Here is a 12,870-nt window from a genome sequence, read left to right on the forward strand (position 1 = left end):
TCTGACAATTGTAGGCAGCGGACTCTGGGGGACGGCCGGGCCGGACCCTCTCTGGGGACAAGCGGCTTACCCCCAAGTCGGGGGACATTTCAGTGCCGGCGGGCCGCCCTGCGGGAGCCGTCGTCGCGATGCGCGCCGGACTCGGGCGTGGCCAGCACGTCCACGACGACGACCGTGACGTTGTCGCGTCCGCCGTTGCCGAGGGCCGCATCCATCAGCTGCTGCGCGGCGTCGAGCGGCGACGAGCCCTCGCCCAGGAAGTAGCGGATGCCGTGCTCGGTGAGCTCTTTGGTGAGCCCGTCGGAGCAGACCAGCAGGCGGGAGCCGGCGACGATGGGGATGAGGAAGTAGTCCGGGACCGGGTCCTCGTTGAACCCGACGGCCCGCGTGATGACGTTGCTGTGCGGGTGGACCTCGGCCTCCGCAGGGGTGATGGCGCCCGCGTCGAGCAGCTCCTGGACGATCGAGTGGTCGACGGTCAGCTGCTCCAGCGTGCCGTCGCGGTAGCTGTAGACGCGGGAGTCGCCGATGTTGAACACCAGCCAGTACGGCGAGCCGTCGACCAGCGTCAGCGCGATGCCCGTGACGGTGGTGCCAGTGCCGAGGTCGGTGTGGCCGACGCCGCGGCCCATGTCGTCGACCGCCGAGCGGAGCGCCTCGGTGAGCGCGACCTCTCCGACGAAGTCCGACTTCACCTTCTCGGCCAGCCGGGTCACCACGGCGGTGCTCGCGAAGTCGCCCGCGGTGTGGCCGCCCATCCCGTCGGCGACGGCGAAGATGGGCGAGCGGGCGAGCAGGCTGTCCTCGTTGACGCTGCGCCGGTACCCGGTGTCGCTGAGCGCCGCCCAGGACAGGCTGATGCGCGCGTCGGGATCGCCAGGCACGGCCACGGTGTGGCGTCTGCTGCTGCGACCGATCTGGGTCACTCGCGTCCTTCGTCTCTGCGGGAGGTGATCTCGATGATATTACCGTCGCCGATCTCCACCCTCGCCCCGGCGAGCACCACGACCGACTCCCCCGGCCGCAGCCGGCGGGCGCCCGCTGGGCCGGTCACGACCGTCCCGTTGGTGGAGCGGAGATCGGTGACGACCACCGCGTCCCCCGACTGCTCGATGCGGACATGCGTGGACGAGACCTCCTGGGTGGGCGAGGCGACGGCGACGAGCCGCGGCTCCACGCCGTCGGAGACGCGCTGCGGCACCGGCCGACGACCGACGAGCACGGGGGCGTCGAGCGGGCTCGTGTCCCCCGACGGGAGACGGACGGCGAAGGTGGCCGGAGCGGGCGGCAGGATGACCGGCTCGGTCGGCGGGAACGCCTCCTGCTGCCCGGTCGTCAGCGGGGCGCGGGTGCCGCCCGGCGTGTCGTACCAGGTCGGCGGCGCGATCGGGTTCGCAGCAGCGGGGGCGGGTGCGGCGGCCCCGGCGACGGCCGCCGGGGACACGGAGGCCGGGGGCGGCGGAACGACCGTCGGCTCCTCGATGTCGACCGCGCCGGGGAGTTCGTGCGGTGCGGGGTGCACGGCGGGCGGGACCTGCTCCGGACCGTCGGGCTCCGCACCCGCGGGCTCGGGGCCCGCGCCGCCGAACAGCCGCGAGCTGGTGCTCCGCTGGCGGATGATCGTCTCCTCCGCCGCCGGTCCGGGAGCCGGCTCCGTCGCCGGAGCGACCGCCGGCGCCGAGCGTTCGGCGCGCTCGATCGGGGTCAGCGTCCAGGTGAGCAGTTCGCCGTCGGCCACGCCGATGCGCAGCGGGAGCGAGCCGATCGCGAGCCGGGCGACAGGCCCGGTCGGCGCGTCGTCCCCCTGCAGGACCAGACCCGTCACCGCCCGGAACTCGGCGAGCACCCACGGCTGCACGCCCTGGGCGGAGAAGCGCCGGCCACCGCCGACCGAGAAGACGTCGATCGCCGCGGACCCGCGGACCACCGCTGTCACCGTGACCTCGCCTGCCGCGTTCGGCTCCGCGAGCTCGGCAACCGCGAACGACCGGACGCTGTCGGGACCGGCCAGCGGGAAGGCGCCGACCACGGACTCGATCGTCGCGAGGTCGGAGTCGGCCAGCCAGTACACCGCGTCGACGATCTCGTCGGCGACGGTGCTCTCGACCGCGGCGACGAACCGCCGCCCGGCGATCAGCAGCCACCGCGACGGACCCGCCGTCGGCGCATACCGGACGAAGCCGCCAGCCATCGTCGGCTCCCTCCCGTCGTTCCGCCTCTCGCGATCCTATCCCGCTCCCCCCGCGCTCCCTTCCGCTGAGGTGCTCGCCGTTGTCGCCGACACGCCGGGGCGCGCCGCAACGACGAGCACCTCAGCGGGTGGGGACGAGGTGGAATGGGGTGCCGGGGCACGGGACGGCGGCCGCGGGGAGCTCCACCACGCTGCCGACACGGACCGCGGGGTCGGTCGAGACCATGACCCGGCCGCCCGCGTTCACCAGGGCGAGGCGGCGTCCGGTCGCGAGGAGCGACGGCAGCAGCTCCCGCTCCAGACGCTTCACGTAGACGTCGACACCGACGACGCCGAGCATCCGGCCGCCGCTCTCGACCGGCGAGGTGACGGTGACGATGTAGTCGCAGGCGCACAGGTGGTCGATGTACGGCCCGGTGATGTGCGTGCGGTGGGTGCTGCGCGGGATGCTGTACCACTCCAGTGAGCCGAGGTCGCGCAGGTAGCCGGAGTACGACCGGGAGGCCAGGTCGAGCCGGGACGGGGCCGTGGTCGCCCCGAACACCGGGTTGTCGTCCAGCGGCCCGAGCCACCAGGAGAAGTGCAGGTCCTCGCCGCCGGTGAACTCCGGCGCCGCGATGAACCCCGCGCCGATGAGCAGCGGGTCGGGCTCGCGCAGCGGCGGGAGCACCAGCGCGGCCACGCGCTCGTCGAGCACCGCGGGCGTGGATGCCGCGTCCAGGTCGTCGAGGATCGCGTCCCGCCAGGCGCCGAGCGTCCCGTGCAGCTGCGAGAAGAGCTCGGACACGCGACCGGCCGCTCCGGCGACGCCCGCCTCCAGCACCGTGCTAGCCATCGATCGTCCCTCCGGTCTCGATCCGGGCCTTGGCCGCGAGCAGCCACTCCGCGACGTCGGAGAGCAGCGCGGAGACACCCGCCCTGGCCGCGGCGGCATCCCGTGCGGCGACCGCGGCCGTGATCGCGTCCGCCGCCTCCGCCGCCCGCCGCCGCAATGCCTCGTCGCGCATCCCGAGCCACAGCAGCGGACCGGACTCGGCCTGCAGCCTCAGCTGCTCGCGCACCAGCCGGGTGGACTGGCTGAGCACGGCGAGCTCCAGCAGGAAGCCGCCGGCGTTGCGCCGGGCGGCTGCGGCGTCGGAGAAGTCGGCGGCGGCCACCCAGGCGCGCAGCCGGTCGTCGTCCGCCGGTGTGGAGCGCTCGGCGGCGCGGTCGGCGCAGCCCGCGGCGATCGCGGTGACGTAGACGGCGAGGTCGCCCAGCTCGACCTGCGACAGGCCGCGCAGCCGCGCGGTCAGCATGGCGTCGTCGGCGTCCCCGGGGTGCACAACGAAGCTGCCGCCCTCGCGGCCCCGGCGGGTCTCGACGAGTCCCGCTTCGCGCAGCATCCCGAGACCCTCGCGCGCGGTCACAAGCGCGACGCCGAAGCGGCGGGCCAGCTCGGCCTCGCTCGGCAGGCGCTCCCCGGCCGTGAGCACGCCGAGCACGATCGCGTCGGCGAGGCGGCGGGCCACCTGCTCGGCCCGGCCGGCGTCGGCCAGCTGCGCGAACACGGCGTCGCGGGCGCCCGGCACGGCGCGGGCGGGCCGGGCGTCGGGGCGAAGCGATGCGGTCACCGGTCCACGATATCCCGAACGAATCATCCGGTATAGGATGAATCGTCGAGCGAAGGAGCGAGCATGGCCGAAGGCGTCCCCGACCCGCGCGGGAGCGGCATCCTGAGCGGCCTCCGCGTCGCCGACTTCTCGCGCGTGCTCGCCGGCCCCTACGCGACGATGATGCTCGCCGACTTCGGCGCCGACGTGGTCAAGATCGAGAGTCCGGCGGGCGACGACACGCGCGCCTGGCGGCCGCCGGTCGACGATGCGGGCGAGTCCACCTACTTCGCCGCCGTCAACCGCAACAAGCGCTCCGTGGTCTGCGACCTGACCACGCCCGGCGGACGTGCCGCCGCCCAGCGCCTCGCCGCGACCGCCGACGTCGTGATCGAGAACTTCCGCCCCGGCGTCATGGAGCGCTTCGGCCTGGACGAGGCGACCCTGCGCGCCGGCAACCCGCGACTCGTCTACTGCTCGATCACGGGCTTCGGCCGGGATGCGGGGGCCGCCATGCCCGGCTACGACCTGCTCGTGCAGGCCGTCGGCGGGCTGATGAGCATCACCGGCGCACCCGACGGCGAACCGAGCAAAGTCGGCGTCGCCCTGGTGGACGTGCTCACCGGGCTCAACGCCTTCTCCGGCATCCTGCTCGCCCTGCGCCGCCGCGACGCCACAGGAGAGGGCTCGCGGGTGGATGTCGACCTCCTCGGCTCGCTGCTCGCCGCCCTCACCAATCAGGCCTCCAGCACGCTGGCGACCGGGCGCGCCCCGGGCCGGCTCGGCAACGCGCACCCGAGCATCGCGCCGTACGAGCTGTTCGCCGCCGCGGACCGCGAGCTCGTCGTCGCCGTCGGCACCGACCGGCAGTTCTCCGCCTTCGCCGCCGCCCTCGGGCGGCCGGAGCTCGCCGGCGACCCCCGGTTCGCCACCAACGAGGGGCGGGTCCGTGATCGCACGGCGCTGCGCTCGGTGCTCGAGCCGCTGATCGCGGCACGTCCGGCCGCCGAGTGGGTGGAGGCGTTCTCGGCAGCGCGCGTGCCGGCCGGGCTCGTCAACGACGTCGCGGAGGCCTTCGCGTTCGCCGAGTCGCTCGGCCTCTCCCCCGTCGTCGAGACCGTCGACGCCGCGACAGGACGACGCTCCCGGCAGCCGGCGAACCCCATCCATCTCGACGCCGCCCCCGCTGCGCACCGCACGCCCGCGCCACTCTTGGGAGCGGACCAGGCTCGCTGGGCCGACGAAGGCGACCGGACCGCCGACAGCGACCTCGACCATCCCGCGACCCCGCACGAAAGGACCCGACCGTGACCACGACGCTCGACGAGGCGTTCAGCATCGACCACCTGCTCACCGACGAGGAGCGCGGCTGGCGCGACCGGGCCCGCGCCTTCGCGGCCGAGCGCATCCGGCCGGTGATCGAGCAGGACTTCGAGGACAAGCACTTCCGCCGCGAGCTGATCGCGGAGCTCGGCGCGCTCGGCGTGCTGGGCATGCACCTGAAGGACGAGGGCTGCGCCGGCGCCGGCGCCGTCAGCTACGGCCTGGTCTGCCACGAGCTGGAGGCGGCCGACAGCGGCTGGCGCACCTTCGTCTCCGTGCAGGGCTCGCTCGCCATGAGCGCCATCTCGAAGTTCGGCTCCGACGAGCAGAAAGCCGAGTGGCTGCCGCCCATGGCCCGCGGCGAGCGCGTCGGCTGCTTCGCGCTCACCGAGCCGGACGGCGGGAGCGACCCGGCCGCCATGCGCACCCGGGCCCGGCGCGACGGAGACGATTGGGTGATCACCGGGACCAAGCGCTGGATCGGCCTCGCGGCTCTCGCGGACGTCGCGGTGGTGTGGGCGGCGACCGACGACGGGGTGCGGGGTTTCGTGGTCCCGACGGGGACGCCCGGTTTCGCCGCGACGGCGATCGACGGGAAGCTGTCGATGCGCGCGTCCGTGCAGTGCGACGTGGTGCTCGACGAGGTGCGCGTCCCGGGCTCTGCGATGCTGCCGGGCGCGCGCGGGCTCTCCGGCCCGTTCTCGTGCCTGAACGAGGCCAGGTACGGGATCGTGTGGGGTGCGATGGGTGCGGCGCGCGACTGCCTGGAGGTGTCGATCGACCGCGCGACCACGCGGGAGGTGTTCGGACGCCCGATCGGGGCGACCCAGCTCATCCAGGAGAAGCTGGCGAACATGCTCGTCGAGTACGAGAAGGGGATGCTGCTCGCCCTGCACCTGGGGCGGCTGAAGGAGGCCGGACGGCTGACTCCGACCCAGATCAGCGTCGGCAAGCTGAACAGCGTGCGGGAGGCGCTGGCGATCGCGCGGGAGGCGCGCACCATCCTGGGCGGGGACGGCATCACGAACGCCTTCCCGGTGATGCGCCACATGGCCAACCTGGAGTCGGTGCGCACCTACGAGGGGACGGACGAGATCCACACCCTGGTCCTCGGTCGCGCCCTGACCGGTCTGGCGGCGTTCTGATGGCCACGGTCGAGGAGGCCGTCGGCGCCGCCGCGCGCGCGTCGTCATCCCCCACCACGCGGGAGGAGCGTGCCGGCTGGCTGGAGGCCCTCGCCTCCGCCCTCGAGGCCGACCGCGCGGAACTCGTCGCCCTCGCCCACGCGGAGACGCATCTGTCGGAGGCGCGGCTCGACGGCGAGGTGACCCGCACCGCGGCGCAGCTGCGCTTCTTCGCGGGCGTCGTACGGGAGGGCTCCTACCTGGAGGCCGTGGTCGAGTCCCCCGATCCGTCGCTCGTGCCCCCGCGCCCCGACCTGCGCCGCATCCTGCGCCCGCTCGGCCCGGTCGCGGTGTACACGGCGTCGAACTTCCCGTTCGCGTTCTCGGTGCTCGGCAACGACACCGCCTCGGCGCTCGCCGCCGGGTGCCCCGTGATCGTCAAGGCCCACCCCGGGCATCCCGAGCTGTCGCGCCGTACCGCCGCCCTCGCAGCCGGGGTGCTGCCGGAGGGCCGGCTCACCCTGGTCGAGGGGATGGAGGCCGGCGTCGAGCTGGTGCGCCACCCGCTGGTGCGGGCGGCCGGGTTCACCGGCTCCGTGCGCGGTGGGCGGGCGCTGTTCGACATCGCGGTGTCGCGTCCCGACCCGATCCCGTTCTATGGGGAGCTCGGCAGCATCAACCCGGTCGTGGTGACGCGGGCCGCGGCGGCCGACCGTGTCGCTGCGATCGGCGACGGGCTCGTCGGGTCGTTCACGCGGGACGCGGGCCAGTACTGCACCAAGCCGGGACTGGTGTTCGTCCCCAAGGGCGGCGGTGTGGAGGCTGCGGTGCGCGACGCGCTCGGCGCGGCTCCGGCGAGCCGGCAGCTGACCGACGGCATGGCCGGGGCGTTCGCGTCCGGGGTCGAGGCGTTCGCGGCTCACCCCGGGGTCGAGGTCGTCCGCGCGGAGGCCGCTGCGGGCGAGTCCGCCCCGACGGTGGTGTTCGTGCCGGCGGCGGTCTTCGTCTCCGACCCGCCGACGTTCCGGGAGGAGTGCTTCGGCCCGGTGACCGTCGTGGTGACGTACGCCGACGACGAGCTCGGCCGTCTCCTGGACGCGCTGGAACCGTCACTCACCGCCACCATCCACCGGGGCCCTGGAGAGGATGTGACCGCCCTCGCCGCCGCACTCGCCCCGATCGCGGGCCGTCTGCTCTTCGACGGCTGGCCGACCGGCGTCGCGATCGGCTGGGCGCAGCACCACGGCGGAGGCTGGCCGTCGACGACCGCCAGCATCCACACCTCGGTCGGCGCGACCGCGATCCGCCGCTGGCTCACCCCGATCGCCTACCAGGACGCTCCCCAGGAGGTCCTCCCGCCCGAACTCCGCGACGGCAACTCCCTGCGAATCCCCCGCCGCGACTCCTGACCCGTTCCGCCCACGCTACCGCCCACCATCGAGTCCGCAGAGAGTGCACGGTTCTGGGCCGAAAGTGTGCAGTCTTCGCGGACTCGATGGTGGGGCGGAGGGGTCAGACGGGGGTGGTGTCGGCGGCGGGCGCGGCCCGGCGGGCGCGGAGCAGCTCCGCGACGCGGATGGCGTCGCCCTCGGGCGCGTCGGAGTGGCGGTCGGGACGGGCGAGGAAGAGGTACAGCAGCCCGGCGCCGGCGACGATGCCGAGCCCGATCAGCACGATCCAGTCGTTGAACCAGTTCCCGGTGCTCGTCGGCCAGGCGAGCAGGATCATCGCGAAGACCCCGTACGCCAGCGCCACGATGTTGACGACGAGCCCCGCCCGCCCGAGGCTGAACGGTCCGGCCGGACGCCAGCCCTTCAGCCGCTGCCGCAGCGACGCGAGCACGACCGACTGGAACGCGACGTAGATCCCGAGCACCGCGAACGCGGTCACCTGCGTGATCAGCCCGTCCGGTCCGATATAGACGATGAGCGTGATGATGACCGGGATGCTGCACGCCACGATCAGCGCGTTGACCGGCACCTTCGTGCGCGGCGACACCTTCGCCAGCCACCGGTGCGCCGGGATCATCCCGTCGCGGGCGAACGAGAACAGCAGCCGGCTGGCCGCGGCCTGAAGGCTCAGCACGCACGACAGGAACGCCGTGACGGCGACGACGAGGAAGATCTTCGCGCCGACCGTGCCGAGCGACGACTGCAGGATCTCCGGGATCGGGTCGACGTCCTTGCCCGAGACGATCTTCTCCAGGTCCGGCGCCGCGAGCACGTAGCCGCCGAAGGCGAACAGCGCAGACACCCCGCCGACGAGGATCGTCATCATCATGGCCTTCGGGATGCGCCGCGCCGGGTTCGCGACCTCCTCGGCCACATCCCCGCACGCCTCGAACCCGTAGAAGAGGAAGAGTCCCGCGAGCGCCGCGCCGAGGAACGCCGCCACGTACGACCCGTTCCCCTGCACTCCCATGCTGTCGAAGAACACCGAGAACGGGTGCTTGCGCTGGAAGAACAGCAGGTACAGCCCGACCGCGATCACGCCGATCAGCTCCGCGGCGAGGCCGATGCGGGCCACGGTCGCGAGGGTCTTCGTCCCGGTGAAGTTGAGCGCCAGGGCGACGACGAGCAGCACCACGGTGAGCAGGAGCGTCACCTCCTTCGTCGCCTCCAACCCGAACAGGCTCGCCAGGAACCCGCTGCCGTAGGAGGCGACGGCGGTGATGGTGACGATCATGGCCCAGATGTAGACCCACGCCGCCATCCACGCGTACCGCCTGCCCCACAGCCGCCGCGCCCACGGGTAGATGCCGCCGTGGATGGGGTACTGCGACACCACCTCGCCGAACACCAGCGAGACCAGGAACTGCCCGGCGCCGACGATGACGATCCACCAGATCGACGGCGGTCCCCCGGTCGCCATGGCGACGGCGAACAGCGAGTAGACGCCGACCAGCGGCGACAGGTAGGTGAACCCCAGGGCGAAGTTCGCCCACAGGGTCATGGACCGGTTGAAGGAGTCCTCGTACCCCAGGACGGCGAGATGCTCGCTGTCCTCGAGGTGCGCGGACGAGGGTTCTGCAGACATCGACTGCCTTCCGCTCGGACTGCACACGACGGTGTGTGTGGAGGCAGCGTAGCGGAGAGCCGGGCCGGATACCTATAGGACAGGATGATTCGCCCGGCCCGGCGTGTCGTCACTCCCCGATGTACGACATCACGTGCTTGATCCGGGTGTAGTCGTCGAACCCGTACTGCGACAGGTCCTTGCCGTAGCCGGAGTGCTTGAAGCCGCCGTGCGGCATCTCGGCGACGATCGGGATGTGGGTGTTGATCCACACGCAGCCGAAGTCGAGCCCCTTGGCGAAGCGCATGGCCCGGCCGTGGTCGCGCGTCCACACGGACGACGCCAGGCCGTACTTCACGCCGTTCGCGTTCGCCAGCGCCTCCGCCTCGGTGGAGAACCGCTGCACGGTCTGCACCGGGCCGAAGATCTCGTTCTGCACCGCTTCGTCGTCCTGCCGGAGACCGGCGACGATGGTCGCCTCCCAGAAGTAGCCGCGGTCGCCCTGTCTGCGGCCTCCCGTCTCCACCGTCGCGTGATCGGGCAGCCGGTCGACGAAGCCGGCGACCTGCGCCAGCTGGTTGGCGTTGTTGAGCGGCCCGTACAGGATGCCGTCCTCGCGCGGGCCGCCGGTGCGCGCGTTCTCGCGGGCGTACTGCGCGAGCGCGGCGACGAACTCGTCGTGGATGCCGTCCTGCACGAGCAGGCGGGTGGCGGCCGTGCAGTCCTGGCCCGCGTTGAAGTACCCGGCCGCGACGATGCCCGCCACGGCCTTCTCGACGTCGGCGTCGTCGAACACGATGACCGGGGCCTTCCCGCCGAGCTCCAGGTGCACGCGCTTGAGGTCGAACGAGGCGGCGCGCGCCACCTCCATGCCGGCCCGCACCGATCCCGTGATCGAGATGAGCTGCGGGATGGGGTCCGCCGTCATCGCGGCGCCGGTCGTCCGGTCGCCGAGCACGACGTTGAGCACCCCGGCGGGCAGGAACTCCGCCGCAACCTCGGCCAGGAGCAGGGTGGAGAGCGGGGTGGTGTCCGACGGCTTCAGCACGGTCGTGTTGCCGGCCGCGATCGCCGGGGCGAACTTCCACACCGCCATGTTCAGCGGGTAGTTCCACGGCGTCACCTGTCCGACGACGCCGATCGGCTCGCGGCGGATGAACGAGGTGTGGTCGGGCATGTACTCGCCCGCCGAGCGGCCCTCCAGGTTGCGGGCGGCGCCGGCGAAGAAGCGGATCTGGTCGACCGACAGCAGGATCTCGTCCTCCACGAGCGTCGCCCGCGGCTTCCCCGTGTCCTGCGATTCGAGGTCGGCGAACTCGTCGGCGCGCGCCTCCATCGCGTCGGCGATCCGGAACAGGGCGAGCTGCCGCTCGGCGGGCGTGGTCCGTCCCCAGGTCTCGAAGGCGCGCTCGGCGGCGCGGTAGGCGTCGGCGACGTCCTCCGCGGTCGAGACGGGCGCCGTCGCGTACACGTCTTCGGTGGCCGGATCCACGAGCGGGATGCCGCCGTCGCCGCGCGGGGCGACGTGCTGACCGTCGACGAAGTTCTGAAGTTCCGCTGAGTTCATGGCGGCAGCCTACTGATTTCGTCATCGAAATGGGCAAAATCGTGCGGAATCGCTTGCGGGGTGCCTCATCCACTGACAGAATCGCTCCATGAGTACCCCTCGGGCGACGAACGGCCAGAAGGCTGCAGTGATCGACGATGTCTCCAAGGCGATCATCGAGCAACTGCAGGTGGACGGACGCAAGTCCTACGCGGAGATCGGCAAGGCCGTCGGTCTCAGCGAGGCGGCTGTGCGCCAGCGCGTGCAGAAGCTGACCGAGTCGGGTGTGATGCAGATCGTGGCCGTGACCGACCCCATGCAGCTCGGCTTCTACCGGCAGGCGATGATCGGCGTGCGCTGCACGGGCGACACGCGTGCGGTGGCGGACAAGCTGGCGGCGATGCCCGCGGTGGACTACGTGGTGCTGACCGCGGGCACCTTCGACATCCTCGCCGAGGTGGTGTGCGAGAACGACCTCGACCTCATCACGATGCTCAACTCCGAGATCCGGACGCTGGAGGGCGTGCTCTCCACCGAGACGTTCGTGTATCTGAAACTCCACAAACAGTTCTACAACTGGGGAACGCGATAACCATGACGACAACCGTTGAAACGTTCGGCGAGCCCATCACGCCCGATGAGGCAGGCCTGCAGGCCAAGGCGCGCGACCACCTCTGGATGCACTTCGCACGCCAGTCGGTGATGGAGGAGGGCCACGGCGTCCCCATCATCACGCGCGGCCAGGGCCACCACATCTGGGACGACCACGGCAAGCAGTACATCGACGGCCTCTCCGGACTGTTCGTCGTGAACGCCGGCCACGGCCGCAAGCGGCTCGCCGAGACCGCCGCGAAGCAGGCCGAGCAGCTCGCCTTCTTCCCGATCTGGTCCTACGCGCACCCGAACGCGATCGAGCTCGCCGACCGGCTGGCCTCGTACGCGCCGGGCGACCTCAACCGCGTCTTCTTCTCCACCGGCGGCGGCGAGGCGGTCGAGACCGCCTTCAAGCTGGCCAAGTACTACTGGAAGTTGCAGGGCAAGCCGACCAAGCACAAGGTGCTCTCCCGCGCCGTCGCCTACCACGGCACCCCGCAGGGCGCGCTGGCGATCACCGGCATCCCGGCCATGAAGGAGATGTTCGAGCCGCTGACCCCCGGCGGGTTCCGCGTCCCGAACACCAACTTCTACCGTGCCGGCGAGATGGGCGCGCCGACGGACGACTTCGAGGCCTTCGGCGTCTGGGCGGCGAACCGCATCGAGGAGATGATCCAGTTCGAGGGTCCGGACACCGTCGCGGCGATCTTCCTCGAGCCGGTGCAGAACTCGGGCGGCTGCTTCCCGCCGCCTCCCGGCTACTTCCAGCGCGTGCGCGAGATCTGCGACAAGTACGACGTGCTCATGGTCAGCGACGAGGTCATCTGCGCCTTCGGACGCATCGGCCACATGTTCGCCTGCGACGAGTACGGCTACGTGCCCGACATGATCACCTGCGCGAAGGGCATGACGAGCGGCTACTCCCCCATCGGCGCGACGATCATCAGCGACCGGATCTACGAGCCCTTCAAGCACGGCAACACGTCGTTCTACCACGGCTACACGTTCGGCGGTCACCCGGTCTCGGCCGCGGTGGCGCTGGAGAACCTCGACATCTTCGAGGAGGAGAAGCTCAACGAGCGCGTCCGCGAGAACTCGCCGCTGTTCCGCGCCGAGCTGGAGAAGCTGCTCGACCTGCCGATCGTCGGCGACGTCCGCGGCGCCGGCTACTTCTTCGGCATCGAGCTGGTGAAGGACAAGAACACTAAGGAGACCTTCGACGACGACGAGGCCGAGCGCCTGCTGCGCGGCTTCCTGTCGAAGGCCCTCTTCGACGCGGGCCTCTACTGCCGCGCCGACGACCGTGGCGACCCCGTCGTGCAGCTCGCGCCGCCGCTCACGATCGGCCCCGACGAGTTCGTCGAGATCCGGCAGATCCTGGAGTCGGTGCTGACCGAGGCCTCCAACCACCTGTAAGCCCCCGATCCATGGGACGCAACACGCCGCACGACCCGAACGAACGCGGCGTGTTGCGTCCCATTGTCC

Annotated in this window: 11 protein-coding genes; 5 read left to right on the forward strand and 6 right to left on the reverse strand. The window is 71.8% G+C overall.

The annotated features are described in order from the left end of the window. Window positions 1-89: 89 nt before the first annotated feature. The 4 genes from HNO83_RS09550 to HNO83_RS09565 all read right to left on the reverse strand — a co-directional run bounded on the left by HNO83_RS09550 (window position 90) and on the right by HNO83_RS09565 (window position 3,804). Entirely contained in the window at window positions 90-926 is an 837-nt protein-coding gene (locus tag HNO83_RS09550; RefSeq protein ID WP_175337305.1) for a PP2C family protein-serine/threonine phosphatase, read from the reverse strand. After that, window positions 923-2,191, reverse strand: coding sequence for an FHA domain-containing protein (locus HNO83_RS09555; RefSeq protein ID WP_175337306.1), 1,269 nt, complete (start codon window positions 2,189-2,191; stop codon window positions 923-925). Before HNO83_RS09555 ends, HNO83_RS09550 begins: the two co-directional genes overlap by 4 nt. 121 nt (window positions 2,192-2,312) lie before the next feature. Further along, window positions 2,313-3,026: a cache domain-containing protein gene (locus HNO83_RS09560; protein WP_175337307.1), complete on the reverse strand. Its 714-nt coding sequence runs from the start codon at window positions 3,024-3,026 to the stop codon at window positions 2,313-2,315. Continuing rightward, window positions 3,019-3,804 carry a FadR/GntR family transcriptional regulator gene (locus HNO83_RS09565; RefSeq protein WP_175337308.1) on the reverse strand — a complete coding sequence of 262 codons (786 nt, stop codon included), beginning with the start codon at window positions 3,802-3,804 and terminating at the stop codon, window positions 3,019-3,021. Before HNO83_RS09565 ends, HNO83_RS09560 begins: the two co-directional genes overlap by 8 nt. 63 nt (window positions 3,805-3,867) lie before the next feature. On the opposite strand from HNO83_RS09565, the gene HNO83_RS09570 reads away from it, so the two are divergent. Genes HNO83_RS09570 through HNO83_RS09580 form a run of 3 tightly spaced genes read left to right on the forward strand, consistent with a single transcriptional unit; the run spans window position 3,868 to window position 7,639 of the window. Continuing rightward, a complete protein-coding gene (locus HNO83_RS09570) occupies window positions 3,868-5,094 on the forward strand; it encodes a CaiB/BaiF CoA transferase family protein (protein ID WP_175337309.1) in 1,227 nt (408 codons plus the stop codon). Beyond that, window positions 5,091-6,251 (forward strand): acyl-CoA dehydrogenase family protein, encoded by a 1,161-nt coding sequence (locus HNO83_RS09575; protein WP_175337310.1) that lies wholly within the window; start codon window positions 5,091-5,093, stop codon window positions 6,249-6,251. Before HNO83_RS09570 ends, HNO83_RS09575 begins: the two co-directional genes overlap by 4 nt. Next, window positions 6,251-7,639, forward strand: a complete 1,389-nt coding sequence (locus HNO83_RS09580) for an aldehyde dehydrogenase (NADP(+)) (protein ID WP_175337311.1) — start codon at window positions 6,251-6,253, stop codon at window positions 7,637-7,639. The genes HNO83_RS09575 and HNO83_RS09580 overlap by 1 nt, the downstream gene beginning before the upstream one ends. Before the next feature lie 103 nt (window positions 7,640-7,742). Here HNO83_RS09580 and HNO83_RS09585 read toward each other — a convergent pair whose 3' ends face one another. Together HNO83_RS09585 and HNO83_RS09590 are read right to left on the reverse strand one after the other, a co-directional pair. Beyond that, complete coding sequence (locus HNO83_RS09585) at window positions 7,743-9,266, reverse strand: APC family permease (protein ID WP_175337312.1); 1,524 nt, start codon at window positions 9,264-9,266, stop codon at window positions 7,743-7,745. Window positions 9,267-9,375: 109 nt separating this feature from the next. Beyond that, on the reverse strand, window positions 9,376-10,812 hold the full coding sequence (locus HNO83_RS09590) for a gamma-aminobutyraldehyde dehydrogenase (RefSeq protein ID WP_175337313.1): 1,437 nt from the start codon (window positions 10,810-10,812) through the stop codon (window positions 9,376-9,378). Between the two features lie 88 nt (window positions 10,813-10,900). Here HNO83_RS09590 and HNO83_RS09595 point away from each other — a divergent pair, with 88 nt between their 5' ends. Together HNO83_RS09595 and HNO83_RS09600 are read left to right on the forward strand one after the other, a co-directional pair. Then, the gene (locus HNO83_RS09595) at window positions 10,901-11,383 is read left to right on the forward strand and encodes an Lrp/AsnC family transcriptional regulator (RefSeq protein WP_115694815.1); all 483 of its coding nucleotides are present in this window, start codon (window positions 10,901-10,903) and stop codon (window positions 11,381-11,383) included. Between the two features lie 2 nt (window positions 11,384-11,385). Beyond that, on the forward strand, window positions 11,386-12,801 hold the full coding sequence (locus tag HNO83_RS09600; RefSeq protein WP_175337314.1) for an aspartate aminotransferase family protein: 1,416 nt from the start codon (window positions 11,386-11,388) through the stop codon (window positions 12,799-12,801). Window positions 12,802-12,870: the final 69 nt, after the last annotated feature.

The organism is Leifsonia sp. C5G2 (genome assembly GCF_013359685.1).
Taxonomy (GTDB): domain Bacteria; phylum Actinomycetota; class Actinomycetes; order Actinomycetales; family Microbacteriaceae; genus Leifsonia.

What these genes read in the sequence shown, in the direction of transcription:
- HNO83_RS09555 (WP_175337306.1), bottom strand. Translation starts at nt 2,191, where the DNA reads ATGGCTGGCGGCTTCGTCCGGTATGCGCCGACGGCGGGTCCGTCGCGG.
- HNO83_RS09560 (WP_175337307.1), bottom strand. Translation starts at nt 3,026, where the DNA reads ATGGCTAGCACGGTGCTGGAGGCGGGCGTCGCCGGAGCGGCCGGTCGC.
- HNO83_RS09570 (WP_175337309.1), top strand. Translation starts at nt 3,868, where the DNA reads ATGGCCGAAGGCGTCCCCGACCCGCGCGGGAGCGGCATCCTGAGCGGC.
- HNO83_RS09580 (WP_175337311.1), top strand. Translation starts at nt 6,251, where the DNA reads ATGGCCACGGTCGAGGAGGCCGTCGGCGCCGCCGCGCGCGCGTCGTCA.
- HNO83_RS09585 (WP_175337312.1), bottom strand. Translation starts at nt 9,266, where the DNA reads ATGTCTGCAGAACCCTCGTCCGCGCACCTCGAGGACAGCGAGCATCTC.
- HNO83_RS09590 (WP_175337313.1), bottom strand. Translation starts at nt 10,812, where the DNA reads ATGAACTCAGCGGAACTTCAGAACTTCGTCGACGGTCAGCACGTCGCC.
- HNO83_RS09595 (WP_115694815.1), top strand. Translation starts at nt 10,901, where the DNA reads ATGAGTACCCCTCGGGCGACGAACGGCCAGAAGGCTGCAGTGATCGAC.
- HNO83_RS09600 (WP_175337314.1), top strand. Translation starts at nt 11,386, where the DNA reads ATGACGACAACCGTTGAAACGTTCGGCGAGCCCATCACGCCCGATGAG.